This is a genomic window from Microcoleus sp. S28C3 (assembly GCF_036700785.1).
Taxonomy (GTDB): domain Bacteria; phylum Cyanobacteriota; class Cyanobacteriia; order Cyanobacteriales; family Microcoleaceae; genus Microcoleus; species Microcoleus asticus.
Genome location: NZ_JAUBPO010000024.1, coordinates 1 through 15,580, shown reverse-complemented (window position 1 = coordinate 15,580; position 15,580 = coordinate 1). Strand labels below are relative to the sequence as shown.

The window sequence follows — 15,580 nt, the reverse complement described above, 5'->3', positions numbered from 1 at the left end:
TTCTCCTGACACAAAAAAATAAATTTATGCAACCTTGATTTCTTTAATCGCTTCTTCCAAGTGTTCGTGAATCACCAGCTCCTCTCGCTCAAGAATTGCCCGTTTAGCAGCATCTTGTGCAACCCTCACAGCTTGAGCGGCAGAAAAATCTCTCATCTGAGCTATGAGCACAGGCCAGTTAATAGAGCCTACTTCCATAGCAGATAGTGTTTCTTTTAGGATAAATTCTAACTCTTTTTCTCCGGGCTTTGGTACTTCAATCAAATCGTCAAATCGTCTCCACAGTGCAGTATCAAGAGATTTAGTGAGGTTTGTAGCTGCTACAATCAGACCTGAGGTGGGTTCATATTCATCCAAAATTTGAAGAAATGTATTTACAACTCGCTTAATTTCTCCTACTTCCTGATGGTCTTCTCTTGATTTAGCAATTGAGTCGCATTCATCAAGAAACAACAAACAGGGATTTTTTGATGCTTCTTCAAAAACCAGCCTCAAATTACTCGCCGTTTCGCCTAAAAAAGATGATACCATTGCATCAAATCGAACTTTGAGAAGTGGTAAACCTGTATTCCAAGCTAAACGCTCTGCTCCGAGTGTCTTACCACAGCCGGGGAAACCGTACAGAAGAATTTTTTGTCTGTAGCGGAGTCCGTGAAGAGCAAGCCTATCTCTTGCTGCATACTCGCGCTCAATTCGCTGGAAACGTTTTTCAATAACTTCAGGAAGCACCATGTGATGCCGCAGTTTTTCCCTTCCGATGACAGTCACTAAAGGAAGGTTTAATCGCTTACTTGTAGGCAGTTCGCTTAAAGCTTGTAGGCTATTTGGTACTGGCGAAGCTGCTTTGGTGTTAGAGGTCGATTTCTCTTTCTGGCTCTTTTTGGTAATATTCTCTAATTGGTCGGCTAGTAGCGTGTGTCCCTTCTGGCGCTCTTCCTCAATGACTAGGTGTGTGAGTTTGTCGATCGCCTCTGTGTCGGCACTGGCGATCGCCCTAAATAATCTTTTAAGAACTTCTGCTTTCATAGCGCCTCTCACTATAGTAGAGAGTACACCACTATGATACTTGATTTATTAATCAACTACTTAATTAAAATAAAGTAGGTGAGGGCCCTTGCGCCCCCACCTACTTTAAAGACGACGATTAATTAGTAATCGAAGTCGCCGCCGCCCATGCCGCCGCCAGCGCCAGCAGCAGCAGCGCCGTCCTTCGGTTCGGGCTTGTCAACGACGATGCACTCGGTTGTCAGCACCATACCAGCAATAGATGCGGCATTTTGCAGAGCAGAACGAGTCACCTTCGCGGGGTCAACGATACCAGCTTCAAACATATCGACAAACTCATTTGTCGCTGCGTTGAAACCGACGTTAAACGGCTTTTCTTTGACGCGCTCAGCAATCACAGCGCCGTTCAAACCTGCATTTTCAGCAATCCGCTTCAGAGGAGCAGCCAGAGCCCGTGCCACAATCAAAGCACCGGTCAATTCTTCGCCCTTCAGGCTGCTGTTAGCCCACTCTTCCAATTGAGGAGTCAGGTGAGCCAAAGTTGTACCGCCGCCAGGAACAATTCCTTCTTCTACAGCAGCTTTGGTAGCGTTGATCGCATCTTCAAGACGCAGTTTGCGATCCTTCATTTCTGTTTCGGTAGCCGCGCCGACTTTGATCACTGCGACGCCACCAGCCAATTTGGCCAAACGTTCTTGCAGCTTTTCTTTGTCGTAGGAAGACTCGGTTTCGTCCATTTGACGGCGAATTTGTTCGCAGCGGGACTTGACGGCGACTTCGTTACCTTCAGCAACAATTGTGGTGCTGTCTTTAGTGATGGTGATGCGGCGGGCTTTGCCGATCATGTCGAGCTTGGTATTTTCCAGTTTCAAACCGGCGTCTTCGGTGATTAGTTGACCGCCGGTCAATACGGCGATATCTTCTAACATGGCTTTGCGTCGATCGCCAAAACCGGGTGCTTTCACAGCAGTCACGTTCAACACACCGCGCAGTTTGTTGACAACGAGGGTAGCTAAAGCTTCTTTCTCAATGTCTTCTGCAATGATCAACAGCGGGCGGCCGGAACGAGCTACTTGTTCGAGCACAGGTACTAAATCTTGTACCAAAGCGATTTTCTTGTCTGTCAGCAAGATGAACGGTTCTTCGAGAATCGCTTCCATCCGTTCGGTGTCGGTGACGAAGTAGGGAGAAATGTAGCCTTTGTCGAAGCGCATCCCTTCGGTGATTTCCAATTCGGTGGTCATAGACTTCCCTTCTTCCAGGGAAATCACGCCTTCTTTGCCCACCTTGTCCATTGCGTTGGCAATCATTTGACCGACTTCATCGTCGTTACCAGCAGAGATGGAGCCGACTTGAGCGATGGCTTTGGAATCTTCTACTTGTTTGGCGTGTTCGGCAATTTTTTCTACCAAAAAGGTGGTTGCTTTGTCAACACCGCGCTTGAGGGCGATCGCATTTGCACCGGCTGCTACGTTCCGCAGGCCTTCTTTGACCATTGCGTGAGCCAAAACGGTAGCAGTGGTGGTACCGTCGCCTGCTGCGTCGTTGGTTTTGGAAGCAGCTTGACGAATTAGAGCAACGCCTGTATTTTCTACGTGGTCTTCTAGTTCGATTTCTTTGGCGATGGTAACGCCGTCATTGACGATCTGAGGAGCTCCGAATTTCTTTTCGAGAACCACGTTACGGCCTTTGGGGCCGAGGGTTACGGCCACTGCTTCGGCCAAAATGTCCATACCGCGTTCGAGGGCGCGACGTGCATTTTCGTTGTAGATGATACGCTTAGCCATAGTTTTTGGGGATGAGAAGGTTTGAGATTTTGGATTGGGGATGATGGATTTTAGTCATTTGTCCCGTGTCATTAGTTGTTTGGCGGCGTTCGCTTTAAACTAATGACTGATGACTAAGGACTGATGACTAATGATTAATTAGTTAACGATCGCCAGAATGTCTTTTTCTGCAAGCAAGACGTATTCGTCTGTGCCGAGTTTGATGTCGGTGCCGGCGTACTTCGAGTAGAGAACTTTGTCGCCGACTTTGACTTCCATTTCAGTGCGGCTGCCGTCGTCATTGCGCTTGCCGGGGCCCACTGCCGCGACTTCGCCTACTTGGGGCTTTTCTTTCGCTGTGTCGGGCAGAAGGATGCCGCCGGCGGTTTTTTCTTCGCTAGCGCTTACTTTCACGAACACGCGCTCGCCTAACGGTTTAACGGTAGAAACACTCAGTGATACTGCTGCCATAAATAAATCTCCAGATTACAGATCCTAGTCAGTCAGCCGTCAGGGTCGCTATAAAAGCAACAGCCGACTGCTTACAACTGACATATTAGCACTCTCGACTCCTGAGTGCTAATTTAGCTCTAGAAAGGGGCGATCGCAACTTAGTTGTCAGTACGGGTTCCCGAACCGAGAATGAGTGGGGGCCAAGGAGAGGGGTAGGGGGGAGTGGGGGCTGCGGTGATGACTTTTGCTCGCTAACCAATTACTGTTGACGAATGAATAAAATGCTTGAACCTAACGAGGAATATTGCAGCCAAGGCTTGAGCGCTTGCGTCCAAAGCCTGGGTCTCGCTAAAATCGAGCGGCATATTTTTATCTGTGCCGACCAAACCGTGCCCAAGTGCTGCGCTCGGCAAACCAGTCTGGAGGCGTGGAATTACTTAAAAAAACGCTTGCAAGAATTGGGGTTGGACAAGCCAAGTGCCGATCGACCAACCTGCGTCTTTCGCACCAAAGCCAATTGCCTGCGAGTGTGCGCGTCTGGCCCGATCGTGGTAGTCTATCCAGACGGAGTGTGGTATCGCGACGTTACTCCCCCCGTCATTGAGAGAATTATTCAGGAACATCTTCTAAACTCAAAGGTCGTTCAAGAATACGCTTTCTTGACTCATCCTTTGCCTGTGCCTCCTGAGGCAGAGCCAAACATTTAAGTATAGCGCTGTTAAAGTACAAAGTTATACTTAGATGTTAAGTTTAAGGTTAAAAGTGAGAATTTTAGACCGTTAGGCTCCCAGGCGATCGCACCTGCTACAGAGCAAAAAAACTGTAGTTAGGTTGTCTTGGTAGTCGGGCTTGGCTTGTCGCTGGTGTTGCTCAAAAGGTACGCCCGAATAAATCGATCGGAGAAAGTGTGAAATTTTGTGCAAAAGTTTCTCAGTGGCCGACACTAAGCAGTTTGCCAAACTACACTAGAAACAGTTAAATACGTAAGTAGGGAGTCTGCTTAAATTTCTCTATATCAGAAGTATCATTTAAAACTGGGGCATCAACCAATTAAACCGATCGAGATTAAATATTTAACTTGGGCTCTCCCAGAGAGTCTCCAATCAATCAAGACCGATAGTGACAACGGGCGATATTCGTCCATTACACATCTCCAATAACTCTGGTGGGGCAGGCAGGATGCCTGCCATTGACAGGCTTTTGTGAAGATGTACCTTATAGGTTTTGGCTCCGTTCCTAGTCGCAAGACATTCACAAACGGGCGTCAATCGCTGGTTGGGAAGCGGTAACACCTGCCCCGCTTTCCCCTGAGGGCGATCGTTTCACCCGACGGCAGTCCTCCACCCCCAGCCGGGGTGTTGGCGGAGTGACGGAAAAAACACGAGTGAAAAAAAGGAAGCGAGCGGGATACTTTAGCGGGAATAAACATGACAAAAGACAATAATTCAGGAGATCAAAAACGGCTGATGCTGGTTGACGACGACCCGAACTTAATCTTGCTAGTCAAGGATTACTTGGAGTTTCGGGGTTACAACGTCATTACAGCAGAAAACGGCAGAGACGCTCTAGAAAAGCTCGAACAAGAAGTCCCCGATTTGATCATATGCGATGTGATGATGCCGGAAATGGACGGGTACACTTTAGTCAAATACATCAGAGAAGACCCGCGCACGAGCTGGATTCCGGTTCTTTTCTTGTCCGCCAAAGGTCAAAGTTCAGACCGAGTAAAAGGCTTGAGCACTGGGGCTGACGTTTATATAGTCAAGCCTTTTGAACCAGAAGAACTGGTAGCCCAAGTAGAATCTTCTCTGAAAGCAGCCTCCCGCTTGATTCGTCACTCAAATCCAGGTATTGAGAGCGGCCCAAAAATTAAGGCGCGCCGCAATGTCGAATTGACTCCCACTGAGTTAAAGGTGGTACAGTTGCTAGCGCAGGGTATGGCAAACCGACAAATCGCAGACGTGATGAATGTCAGCCAGCGGACTATAGAGAGCCACGTCAGCAATATGCTGGGCAAAACAGGTCTGCACAACCGGACAGAGTTAGCTCGCTGGGCCCTTGAAAGCAAAAAGGCTTGAGCTGAGGTACTCTGCTATCAAATCAGGGAGCAAAAGCGAGTGCTCTGCGCTTCGGTATGCCTGCTGGGCGGTAGGGCGGTAGGGCGGTAGTTTGAAGCCCTATTAACCTGGACAGGGCAGCCGGTATTGAGTTACTGGGCGTCTGGTTTGTGAGGGCCGCTCGATCGAATCCAAGCAGGGTTAAAAGAGCCCTCTGGCGGTAGAGCCTAAAATATGAAATACTGGGGGGATGGAGTTTTCTGAAGTCTAATCTATTGCCTCAGTTAGCTCCATGTTGCTAAAATGTGATATTTAGATTAACTTCTTTCTACAATTATTAGGTCTAAGTTTCTATGACAAACTTAATGAACCGCCTTTCTATTTTTGTGGACGGGAACAATATGTTCTACGCTCAACAAAAGAACGGTTGGTTTTTTGATCCTCGCAGGGTGCTCGAATATTTCAAAACTTCGCAGCCGAATGTCATCTTGATCAATGCTTTCTGGTATACGGGTCTGAAAGACCCGCAAGATCAAAGGGGATTTCGAGATGCCTTGATCAGTCTGGGTTACACGGTTCGCACTAAGATTCTTAAGGAATATTACGATGATGCTTCGGGCAGATATTCTCAAAAGGCTAATTTAGACATTGAGATTGTTGTTGATATGTTTAATACGGTGGATCAGTACGACCAAGTTGTGCTGTTTAGCGGGGATGGGGATTTTGAGCGGGCGATCGAGCTGTTGCGATCTAAAAATACTCATATTACTGTGGTATCAACCGAAGGAATGATTGCTAGAGAGTTACGAAATGCTACAGATAGGTATATAGACCTAAATGAAATTAGGGAACATATCGAGAAAATGGATTATTAGTCAGTAGTTAGTAGTTATTAGTCATTAGTCATTAGTCAGTAGTTAGTAGTTATTAGTCATTAGTCAGTAGTTATGGGTTATGGGTTATTAATTATTCGTTATTGGCGCGAAACACGGGACTGCTGCCCCCGCCCAAAAACGCATACTTGCTTTCCGATAGGAGCCGCCAGTAGCCCAAAATTTTAGACTAAGGTTCAAGTTCCCAGATTCATCTGTGGAGTAAATCTAAAATCTAAAATCTAAAATCTAAAATCGACTGACTGGGGGCTAAAAACCCAGAAAAACGGACAAGTAAAAATCAGGAAAACACTTTTTTAGAGCTATGAAAACTCAACCAAGTCAAGACCGGATTATTATTTTCGATACGACTTTGCGGGACGGAGAACAATCTCCGGGTGCATCTCTGAATGTGGATGAAAAGCTGACGATCGCTCGCCAGTTAGCAAGATTGGGCGTGGATGTGATTGAAGCGGGTTTCCCTTTCACCAGCACGGGAGATTTTGAGGCAGTCCAAAAAATAGCCCGATCGGTTGGCACGGAACATGGGCCGACAATTTGCGGTTTAGCACGGGCGAGAAAGCCGGATATTAAAAGAGCAGCAGAGGCTCTGAAACCAGCGGCCAATGCGCGAATTCATACGTTTCTGGCTACGTCTGATATTCACTTGGAGCATAAGTTGAAAAAGACGCGGGCTGAGATTCTGGAAATTGTGCCGGAAATGGTGGCTTACGCTAAGTCTTTTGTGGATGATGTGGAGTTTTCTCCGGAAGATGCTTGCCGATCGGAACCGGAGTTTTTGTATCAGGTTCTGGAACGGGCGATCGCAGCGGGTGCGACTACTGTTAATATTCCCGATACAGTCGGCTACACGACTCCGAGCGAGTTTGGGGCATTGATTCGGGGAATTAAGGAAAATGTGCCGAATATCGATCGCGCAATTATTTCGGTTCACGGTCACAATGACTTAGGATTGGCTGTTGCTAACTTTTTGGAAGCCGTAAAAAATGGTGCCAGACAGTTAGAATGCACGATTAACGGAATTGGCGAACGGGCGGGAAATGCAGCTCTGGAAGAGTTGGTAATGGCCCTTTACGTGCGGCGCCAATATTATAATCCGTTCTTGGGCCGGGCTGCGGATTCTGAGGAACCGCTGACAAATATTGACTCGCGCCAAATTTACAAAACTTCCCGCTTGGTTTCCAATTTGACGGGGATGTTGGTGCAGCCAAATAAGGCGATTGTCGGGGCAAATGCTTTCGCTCACGAGTCGGGAATTCACCAAGACGGGGTGCTGAAAAATAAGCTGACATACGAGATTATGGATGCTGAGTCGATCGGCTTGACGGAAAATCAAATCGTCTTGGGCAAATTATCCGGCCGCCACGCTTTTCATACTCGCTTGAAAGAGTTGGGTTTTGAAATGGCAGACGATGAGCTAAATAAGGCTTTTGTCAAGTTTAAAGATTTGGCAGACAAGAAAAAAGAGATTACTGATTGGGATTTAGAGGCGATCGCCAATAACGAAGTGCACCAAGCACCGGAACTGTTCCGGTTAGAATTGGTGCAGGTTTCCTGCGGCGACAAATCTCGCCCGACAGCAACCGTAACCGTGCGGACTCCGGCGGGCGAAGAATTGACCGATGCTGCGATCGGCACCGGGCCTGTGGATGCGATTTACAGGGCAATTAACCGGGTGGTAAACGTACCCAACGAGTTGATCGAGTTTTCTGTACAATCGGTAACAGCCGGAATTGATGCGATCGGGGAAGTAACAATTCGCTTGCGCCACGAAGGCAAAGTATTTTCCGGTCACTCAGCAAATACCGACATTATCGTAGCGTCCGCAGAAGCATACATCAGCGCTTTAAATCGCCTCTATCAGGCATTGCAGTCTAATCCTGAAAAATCCTCAGAACAGCCAACTCAGAGCGGAAATCAAGTTGTTGCAAAAGCACAGCGCTGATAAATTTCTTGTCAGCCATTTTTCTTGAAACAAACCGCAGACGAACGCACATAACAGCAGATAGATCTCAATAAATCTGCGTTAATCCGCGTTCATCTGCGGTTTAAAATTAATTTATTTTACCAATAACAAACTCTTGAAAAATGCAAGACGAAACTTTAAAAAAAGAGCGGCAATTCCACGATGCTTGGGCATCCACAATCGATATAGACGGCATTCGAGTCAATGATTACTTTGAAGCTTGTACCGCCCCAGAAAATAGATTTATCGTCCAGCAAATGGGCGATATTACAGGCAAACGCCTGTTAGATTTAGGCTGCGGCGCGGGAGAAAATAGCGTTTATTTTGCTAAAAAAGGTGCGAATTGTGTAGCGGCTGACTATTCTCAGGGCATGGTAGAAGTTGCCCTGAAATTGGCTGAGAAAAACGGCGTCAAAATAGAGGGCTGCACTGTAAATGCAATGGCGATGGATTTCCCGGACAATAGTTTTGATATTGTTTATGCTTCTAATTTGTTGCACCATTTACCGGAACCAGAAAAGGCAATTCGCGAAATGCACCGCGTCTTAAAGCCTGGGGGAAAAGCTTGTTTTTGGGACCCGATGAAGCACAATCCTGTGATTAATGTTTACCGCAGGATGGCAACTGAGGTGCGGACGGAGGATGAAACTCCTTTAGATATTAATATTGTAACTTTTGTCAAGTCTTTGTTTTCGGAGACGGCTTATGATACGTTTTGGCTGACATCGCTTTGGGTTTTTTTGCGCTTTTATTTGATAGAAAAAGTGCATCCAAATGAGGAGCGTTATTGGAAAAAGATTATCATTGAACAAGATAGATTGAAACCGGAATACTCTCGGTTAGAAGAGTTGGATGAATTTTTGAAAAAGTTGCCTTTGATGAAGCGCTTGGCTTGGAATTTGGCTGTGGTGGCAACGAAGTAATTAAAAGAAGTACAATAAGTCAAAGCATTTAATTAAGAGGCTAATTATGCCAGAAACTATTACTGCTATCTACGAAAACGGGGTTTTTCGTCCCCTGAGTCCTTTGTTATTGAATGATGGGGAAACTGTGCAAATCACAATTGTAGCGGAAGTTTCGCCGGAAGAACTCAAGGGCGATCGCGAAAAGGCGATTAAGTTGATGGATGTACGGGGATTGGTGCGTTTGCCAAATAAGCAGGGTAAGCTCGATCCTGTTGAATTAGCACGACGTGAAGAGAAATGGCGCGAATTATTTGAAGAACTAAAGGGAAGACCGGGGACACCTGTCTCTGAAATAGTTATAGAGGATCGCGGCCCGTGGTAAATACTTATTTTCTAGATACCAGCGCTTTGGTCAAACGTTACGTGCCTGAAACAGGGAGTAATTGGATTCAATCGATTACTGATGTGGATGCAAATAACGATTTAACTATTAGCCAGATTACATGGGTGGAGTTACACAGCGCCTTGTCGCGTCGTCAGCGGGAGGGGAGTATGTCTGCTGGTGAACTTGACATAATTTTGCAAAAGTTTCGCAATGAATTCGATACCAAGTATCGAATCATTGAAGTTGACCAAGCGTTGATTGAAAGTGCAGGTCAATTGGTTGTGCAATACCCTTTGCGCGCTTATGATGCTGTGCAGTTGGCGTCTGGTTTGTACGTTAAATCTTTGCTCATGTCAATACCAGAAACTCAACTAATTTTTGTTTCGGCGGACAACAGATTGCTGGATATTGCTCAGTTGGCAGGGTTGGCGATTGATAATCCTAATAATTATCAGTAATCAAGCTGTGTGTAGTCAGGAATTCAAGTCCTCATAAAAATCAGAGGACTAAAGTCATTACTAGAAACTACTTTTAGTGCGATCGTTATTTAGAGAATTTCTTTCAAAGTTTTAACTAAAATTTGATTCTGTTCCTCCGTACCTACACTAATCCGCAATTTGTCTTCTAATCGCGGCTGATTGAAGTATCGAATCAATATTCCCCGTACTTTCAGTGTTTGATAAATTCTTTCTGCATCGCCGTTTGGTGGCCTAACTAACAAAAAGTTGGCTTGCGAGGGCCAAACTTCAAAACCTAATTCCTGGAAGCTAACAGCTAGTTTTGCCCTGGAAGCCTTAATCTTTTCGGCGTTGGCTGTTTTGTGGTCTCGATCGGCGATCGCACCCGCCCCCACCGCATAAGCTAAAGCATCCACATTATAGCTGTCTTTGACTTTATTTAATTCAGCCAGCAGCGCCGGATTTGCTATGGCAAAACCCAACCTCAATCCGGCGAGCGAATAACCTTTTGAAAGAGTTCTCAAAATAATAACATTACTGTACTTTTTTGTCAACTCCAAAGCATTTTCTTCGGCGAAATCTACATAAGCTTCGTCGATCACAAGAATGCCCGATAACTCTTTAGCCAGTTTCTCCAAATCTGCAACAGATATGGCTGTTCCCGATGGACTGTTTGGCGAAGCTACAAATGTCACAGCACCCTGGGCTGCTATTAGCAAATCAACTGGTAACTTGTAGTCGTCGGGATAAGGAACTTCAACAAATTCTGCATCTTGAATTGCTGCCAAAGTGCGGTACAATACATAGGTTGGCGCGGGACAAACAATCTGTTTCCCAGATTCGCCCACAGCGCGAACTATCAAGTTTAATAAATCGTCGCTGCCGTTACCTACAACAATCCAATCGTCAGCCACTCCCAAAACTTGACTAGCAGCAATGCGGAAACTTTTGCCAGTTGGATCTGGATAGCGCCGCAAAATTTCTCCGTCTATTTCCTGAAGCACTTTTAAAGCTTTGGGAGAAGGCGGATAGGGATTTTCATTAGAATTTAATTTAATAATTTTTGTGCCTAGCGGTGGCTGTTCCCCCGGCACATAGCCAGACATTTCGTGGATGCTTTTGCGAAAGTAATTCATCGATTATCTGCGTTTATCTGCCTTCATCTTCGGTTAAAAAATTATATCAAACAATTAGTGACTATCCGCGTGATACCCAAATCAATTAACTTTTGCATATCCGCTCGATCGTCCACCGTCCAGGCCACAATGTCAACTCCCTGACTCCGGCTTTCTTGAATTAGTGCGGGGTTTTCCAGCAACACGCGATACAGACTGCTAATCAAATTATCCTGATGCGCCACAGCTTGAGCAAATTGAATTTTGTATGCTTCTAGATTAGCAACAATGTGTCCGATCGCCAAATCGCCAGATAGCCGCCGCACTTGTTCCAGAAATCCATCGTTAAAGGAAGTAATAACGCATTTGTGTTGGATTTTTTCCCCCTTCAAAGTATTGACAAAATCCGCGACATCTGCATCAGACCACTCGCAGTGAGGTTTGACATCAAAGTAAAGAAATTTGTCAACATTTTTGAGGATAGCTAATGATTCTTTTAAGGTAGGAATTTTTTGTTGTGAAAATTCATCGCTAAACCATTTTCCCGCATTAAGTGTTTGCAATTCAGACAGAGTTTTTTCCCTAACTTTGCCAGAAACTCCAGTGATTCTATCTAATGTGGCGTCGTGAAAAATCACTGATACGTTGTCGGCGGATAGCTGGATGTCAAATTCGATCGAATGAGCTCCACGGGCGATCGCCAGTTCAAAAGCTGCTAAAGTATTCTCGGGGGCGATCGCCGAAAATCCCCGATGTGCGATAATTTCTAAATTCACTGTCTTGTGCCCTCTAAAAACTCTGCCACAGTTTGATTAAAAGTTTCCTGTTGAGTCAAAAAAGACCAGTGATTCCCCGGTACTTTTGCAACGGTAAGATTTTTCAAGTATCTATTGTATGGCTGCATTTGCCAAGCCATGCGATTTACGCCTTTTTCCGGCTGTACAAACAAAGTCGGTATCTCAATATTGTCAGTTAAACCGGCAACTTTCATCACTTCTGCAAATATCTGATTTCTGGCTGCAATCGCAAATTTACTGCCCCAAGTTCCGTCGGATTTTTGTTCGATTTGGTGTTGGAATACCATTTGCTGCACGTCACTCCAATCTGCGTATTCTCCCGATTGTTTTGCTGCTGTTTCTGCTTGGGATAAAGTCGCAAACGGGCCCACACATTTGAGACAGTCTAATTTTCGGTAAACAATTGGCAGGGTGAGTTTCATCGCGGCGGGCAGTTTGGTGATGAAGATTGGGTCTACTAAAATCATACTGCAAAAGCGATCGGGATTTTGCCTCGCCCAAATCGCTGCTAGTTTGCCCGTCCAAGAATGTCCTAAAATATGGGCGTCGGGCCAGTTGAGATGTGCCATCAAAGCTTCTAAATCTGCGATCGCACTTTCAAAAGTATAGCCTGTTTTCGGTTTGCTACTTTCTCCGTGACCGCGCATATCTGGCGCTACAATATGATAGCGGTTGGACAAGTAATTGCCCAAGCTAGTCCAGACACACGCACTATCTGCTAAACCGTGCAGCAGCAGCAAACGGGGAGATTTTTCTTTCCCAGTTTCTGGCTGCCATTCGAGGTATGAAAGTTCGATTTCTGGTAAGTGCAAAGTCTTACGAGTTGGCATGATTAGGGTGTTTTATAGTTGGAAAAATTTGATTTAACCTCATTTATACTATTTTTATGAACAGGCAAGATGCCTGTTCCACAAAGAGTGAAGTTTATTGGACTGTTTTCCTCAACAGGCTTTCAGGCTTATTTCACAAAGAATAAGTCTTCTTGTGGAGTGGGTTTCTAGCCCGCCCTTCTGACCTAATTTTTGCTTTTTAAACTCAACAACATAAACTGCGTTTTTTGCGCTTCATCAAAATTGTCATCGCTGACCAAAACTAGACTCTGGCTACCGTCGGGCAAGCGCGGGCCGAGGGTCATTCCTTCTAAATTATATAGCGGAATTCCGAGTTCGCTTAAGTCTAGCAGCAACTTTTTCTTAACAGGTTCGACCATTGCCACTCGCCCTTTAAAACTCTGGATTCTCGAAGTATCTGTAGCCGCCCCAAGCGCTACTTGATAAATCCTAGCACTGTATCCCGACAGACCAAAAGAACGTTCTAAACTCAAAATCTGACCGCCACCGACAGTTACTAATTCTGTTAAACCGTTCAAAATAGTCATGGGAACTTGGTCGAGATTGTAAAGATTTTCTGAGAGTAATTGCGGCGTTTTATCGACGATGATATAATGTAAAAGACGGAGTTTGCTTGCCTGTTCTGGGTCTAAATCTTGCATTAACGGCGCTTCCGTAGCTGCAAACAAACGAAAGGGATCGAGACCGCCCGGACTAAAAGTTTCTGGGTCGATGGTTAAAGATTCAAAACCTAAATTGTCCACCACTCCTTGCTGCTGTTTTTCATCGCTGGCATCGGGAATATAGCGCTTTGGTATCGGCAATTGTCCCCGCATTTGCCCTGTTTTGAGGTCAAACTCTCCTACAAAAGGAGGGATGCCAACATGAGTAACGCCTTCGCTGGCGACAAATACTGAGTTGCGGGGAGAAAGGGCGATGCCTTCGGGATTGATGGAACCCCAAGAGAAGGTTTCACCGTCTGCTTTTTTGAGGGAGGTAACACCTTCAACGGTAACTTTTTTCAGGCCAATATTTCCTGGGTCACTTGATGTGAGGTCGAGTCGGAGACTGTAAAATCTCGCTTCTCCGTTTTCGCTGGGGTCGTCGGAAAGAGCGTAAAAGCGATAAGCTTTGGAAGTGACTGCACTAATACCTTTGGGATCGTAGGTAATTCCTGACAAACCGCCGACTGGTACTCCTTCAAAATTGATTTTTGGCAATTGGTACTCGCCCAAAAATTCTAGAGACATTTCTGGAAAAGAGCGGTCCTTTGCAACTGCGGGAGGGGGGGCGCAAGCTGTGCAAACAGTTAAGATAATAAGGGCTAGACTAAATAAGCGTAAAATACGATCGCCCAGCGTCTTTAAATCCCAAGAATTGCTCAGTGCGGTGACATTTATTTTGTTGCTCTTGTTGAACTGTTTGCTTTTGTGCCATCTTTGTGACATAATTTATACCGTTTTGTAGATATGCAAAACTTGATGTTTCCAGAAAAGATGCCGAATCGCGGCAACCAAATTTTGAGAATGAGAAGTTCTGTGCCAATTGGGTGCTTGCTTTTCTTGTGGCTGTGTGCTGGTTCGATTGCTAGCGCCCAAACTAATCCACCAGGCCTCGATCAATTTTCTCCTAATCCTCTAGAAATTACCACACCCGATCCCCTAGCTCCCGCTAACGAATCTTTGAGCAGCACTCAGCGGGAGGAACTGACAGCGGCTTTGGAAGAGTTAAACTTAGAAGCAGCGGCTAAACTGCAAGCTGGAGACGGCGCGGGTGCTTTTGAAATTTGGTTCCGAGAATTGCGGCTGCGGAGGTATCTGGGCCCGGCGGCGGAAATTGCTGCTTTGAGTCGGGTTGGAAGTGTTGCTTGGAGTAACGGTAAAAACCTGGAACTACAGCTTATTACCAAACGGTTGCAAGCAATTCAAAAACAAGTCAAATCCCAAGTACCACTTAATACTGAGTTGCTCCCCACCTTGGTTGCGGCTTTTCAGCAGGTGCGCGCTAAAGGCCCGACTGTAGAAGTTTACCAAGAAATTCTCGAAAATGCGCGCCAAAACGAAGATATATTGGCTCAAGGTCAGATTTTGAAGGCGATCGGGCTAATTCACATCAATTGGTTGAGTTACGATAAAGCTGCTCCCGTGTATGAGGAATTGGCAACTTTAATTCAGGAAAACCGCGCTTTATTTGCTGCTAATTCTGCAGTGCCAAATGCTGCTGTAGTTGCGGGAAACGGCGCGCCGCCGCAGCCTGTAACTCCTCCAACTGAGGTAGATACTCTGAGACAGTTGGCTTACGTTTACCAGCAGTCGAAACAACCCCTAAAGGCGATCGCAGCCCGGGAAAAACTAGCATCGGTGTATTTGAACCTGCAAAACCCGAGCGCTATACCACCGCTCAAAATTGCGATCGCCAGCGATTACCAAGCCATCGGTCAAATCAATTTAGCAGCTCAATACTATCAGGAAGCCTACAATTTAGCCGTCCCCATTCAACAATATGCTCAGGCTAGCGAAGCTTTGGATAAATTAGCATTGCTTTACCGAGCGCAAAAGCAATGGGAGCCGACTTTGCGGATTTATCAAATGCAGTTGCTGTTAGAAGAGCGGGCTTACAATTTCTACGGATTGATGAATGCTTACGACAATATCGGTCAAGTTTATCAAGAGATGAAGGCTTACGATAAGGCTTTGGAATCGTATCAAAAAGGGTTAGAAGTGGCTAAAAAGTTAGGACACAGACAAGAGTATTTTGATAAGAAGATTCTCAAGGTGAACAAGCAATTGCAAAGAACTTCGTAGTTGTCTGCAGGCAATAATGACAAATTGCAATGTGAGTAATTTAAATGCAGTAAGGTGTGCCATGCACACCCAGCCCTGTCAAGGTGTTCCTTATTTAGGCATTGTTCGTGAGTCTTGAACGGCAACGGTCGCTGGCGACAAGCTTG

Annotated in this window: 15 protein-coding genes; 8 read left to right on the top strand and 7 right to left on the bottom strand. The window is 45.7% G+C overall.

Features of this window, described 5'->3' with window-relative positions; genetic code table 11:
• Positions 1 to 24 precede the first annotated feature (24 nt).
• From QUA13_RS09620 to groES, 3 genes are all read right to left on the bottom strand, one after another.
• Entirely contained in the window at positions 25 to 1,026 is a 1,002-nt protein-coding gene (locus QUA13_RS09620) for an ATP-binding protein (RefSeq protein WP_333198118.1), read from the bottom strand.
• A 122-nt stretch (positions 1,027 to 1,148) separates the two neighbouring features.
• Complete coding sequence (groL, locus tag QUA13_RS09615; protein WP_172184675.1) at positions 1,149 to 2,792, bottom strand: chaperonin GroEL; 1,644 nt, start codon at positions 2,790 to 2,792, stop codon at positions 1,149 to 1,151.
• Between the two features lie 138 nt (positions 2,793 to 2,930).
• Positions 2,931 to 3,242: a co-chaperone GroES gene (groES, locus tag QUA13_RS09610; protein WP_006633072.1), complete on the bottom strand. Its 312-nt coding sequence runs from the start codon at positions 3,240 to 3,242 to the stop codon at positions 2,931 to 2,933.
• Positions 3,243 to 3,505: 263 nt separating this feature from the next.
• Between groES and QUA13_RS09605 the strand changes: the two genes are divergently transcribed.
• The 7 genes from QUA13_RS09605 (at position 3,506) to QUA13_RS09575 (ending at position 9,888) form a co-directional block, all read left to right on the top strand.
• Positions 3,506 to 3,931, top strand: a complete 426-nt coding sequence (locus QUA13_RS09605) for a ferredoxin (RefSeq protein ID WP_333198142.1) — start codon at positions 3,506 to 3,508, stop codon at positions 3,929 to 3,931.
• 720 nt (positions 3,932 to 4,651) lie between these two features.
• Positions 4,652 to 5,302 (top strand): response regulator transcription factor, encoded by a 651-nt coding sequence (locus tag QUA13_RS09600; protein WP_172184679.1) that lies wholly within the window; start codon positions 4,652 to 4,654, stop codon positions 5,300 to 5,302.
• A gap of 332 nt (positions 5,303 to 5,634) precedes the next feature.
• Complete coding sequence (locus tag QUA13_RS09595) at positions 5,635 to 6,156, top strand: LabA-like NYN domain-containing protein (protein WP_006633075.1); 522 nt, start codon at positions 5,635 to 5,637, stop codon at positions 6,154 to 6,156.
• Positions 6,157 to 6,478: 322 nt separating this feature from the next.
• Complete coding sequence (locus QUA13_RS09590) at positions 6,479 to 8,119, top strand: 2-isopropylmalate synthase (RefSeq protein WP_333198117.1); 1,641 nt, start codon at positions 6,479 to 6,481, stop codon at positions 8,117 to 8,119.
• Positions 8,120 to 8,262: 143 nt separating this feature from the next.
• Positions 8,263 to 9,063 carry a class I SAM-dependent methyltransferase gene (locus QUA13_RS09585; RefSeq protein WP_333198116.1) on the top strand — a complete coding sequence of 267 codons (801 nt, stop codon included), beginning with the start codon at positions 8,263 to 8,265 and terminating at the stop codon, positions 9,061 to 9,063.
• Between the two features lie 46 nt (positions 9,064 to 9,109).
• Entirely contained in the window at positions 9,110 to 9,427 is a 318-nt protein-coding gene (locus QUA13_RS09580; protein WP_333198115.1) for an antitoxin family protein, read from the top strand.
• A complete protein-coding gene (locus QUA13_RS09575) occupies positions 9,421 to 9,888 on the top strand; it encodes a type II toxin-antitoxin system VapC family toxin (RefSeq protein WP_333198114.1) in 468 nt (155 codons plus the stop codon). Before QUA13_RS09580 ends, QUA13_RS09575 begins: the two co-directional genes overlap by 7 nt.
• Positions 9,889 to 9,977: 89 nt before the next feature.
• Here the strand turns inward: QUA13_RS09575 and hisC are convergent, their stop codons facing one another.
• From hisC to QUA13_RS09555, 4 genes are all read right to left on the bottom strand, one after another.
• Positions 9,978 to 11,024, bottom strand: coding sequence for a histidinol-phosphate transaminase (gene hisC, locus QUA13_RS09570; RefSeq protein WP_333198113.1), 1,047 nt, complete (start codon positions 11,022 to 11,024; stop codon positions 9,978 to 9,980).
• A 41-nt stretch (positions 11,025 to 11,065) separates the two neighbouring features.
• The gene (locus QUA13_RS09565; protein ID WP_333198112.1) at positions 11,066 to 11,779 is read right to left on the bottom strand and encodes a glycerophosphodiester phosphodiesterase family protein; all 714 of its coding nucleotides are present in this window, start codon (positions 11,777 to 11,779) and stop codon (positions 11,066 to 11,068) included.
• Entirely contained in the window at positions 11,776 to 12,630 is an 855-nt protein-coding gene (locus QUA13_RS09560) for an alpha/beta hydrolase (protein ID WP_333198111.1), read from the bottom strand. Before QUA13_RS09560 ends, QUA13_RS09565 begins: the two co-directional genes overlap by 4 nt.
• Before the next feature lie 185 nt (positions 12,631 to 12,815).
• Positions 12,816 to 14,078, bottom strand: coding sequence for an esterase-like activity of phytase family protein (locus QUA13_RS09555; RefSeq protein ID WP_333198110.1), 1,263 nt, complete (start codon positions 14,076 to 14,078; stop codon positions 12,816 to 12,818).
• 21 nt (positions 14,079 to 14,099) lie between these two features.
• Here QUA13_RS09555 and QUA13_RS09550 point away from each other — a divergent pair, with 21 nt between their 5' ends.
• Positions 14,100 to 15,434, top strand: a complete 1,335-nt coding sequence (locus tag QUA13_RS09550) for a tetratricopeptide repeat protein (RefSeq protein WP_333198109.1) — start codon at positions 14,100 to 14,102, stop codon at positions 15,432 to 15,434.
• The last annotated feature ends 146 nt before the right edge of the window (positions 15,435 to 15,580 follow it).

What these genes read in the sequence shown, in the direction of transcription:
- QUA13_RS09620 (WP_333198118.1), bottom strand. Translation starts at nt 1,026, where the DNA reads ATGAAAGCAGAAGTTCTTAAAAGATTATTTAGGGCGATCGCCAGTGCC.
- groL (WP_172184675.1), bottom strand. Translation starts at nt 2,792, where the DNA reads ATGGCTAAGCGTATCATCTACAACGAAAATGCACGTCGCGCCCTCGAA.
- groES (WP_006633072.1), bottom strand. Translation starts at nt 3,242, where the DNA reads ATGGCAGCAGTATCACTGAGTGTTTCTACCGTTAAACCGTTAGGCGAG.
- QUA13_RS09605 (WP_333198142.1), top strand. Translation starts at nt 3,506, where the DNA reads ATGCTTGAACCTAACGAGGAATATTGCAGCCAAGGCTTGAGCGCTTGC.
- QUA13_RS09600 (WP_172184679.1), top strand. Translation starts at nt 4,652, where the DNA reads ATGACAAAAGACAATAATTCAGGAGATCAAAAACGGCTGATGCTGGTT.
- QUA13_RS09595 (WP_006633075.1), top strand. Translation starts at nt 5,635, where the DNA reads ATGACAAACTTAATGAACCGCCTTTCTATTTTTGTGGACGGGAACAAT.
- QUA13_RS09590 (WP_333198117.1), top strand. Translation starts at nt 6,479, where the DNA reads ATGAAAACTCAACCAAGTCAAGACCGGATTATTATTTTCGATACGACT.
- QUA13_RS09585 (WP_333198116.1), top strand. Translation starts at nt 8,263, where the DNA reads ATGCAAGACGAAACTTTAAAAAAAGAGCGGCAATTCCACGATGCTTGG.
- QUA13_RS09580 (WP_333198115.1), top strand. Translation starts at nt 9,110, where the DNA reads ATGCCAGAAACTATTACTGCTATCTACGAAAACGGGGTTTTTCGTCCC.
- hisC (WP_333198113.1), bottom strand. Translation starts at nt 11,024, where the DNA reads ATGAATTACTTTCGCAAAAGCATCCACGAAATGTCTGGCTATGTGCCG.
- QUA13_RS09560 (WP_333198111.1), bottom strand. Translation starts at nt 12,630, where the DNA reads ATGCCAACTCGTAAGACTTTGCACTTACCAGAAATCGAACTTTCATAC.
- QUA13_RS09555 (WP_333198110.1), bottom strand. Translation starts at nt 14,078, where the DNA reads ATGTCACAAAGATGGCACAAAAGCAAACAGTTCAACAAGAGCAACAAA.
- QUA13_RS09550 (WP_333198109.1), top strand. Translation starts at nt 14,100, where the DNA reads ATGCAAAACTTGATGTTTCCAGAAAAGATGCCGAATCGCGGCAACCAA.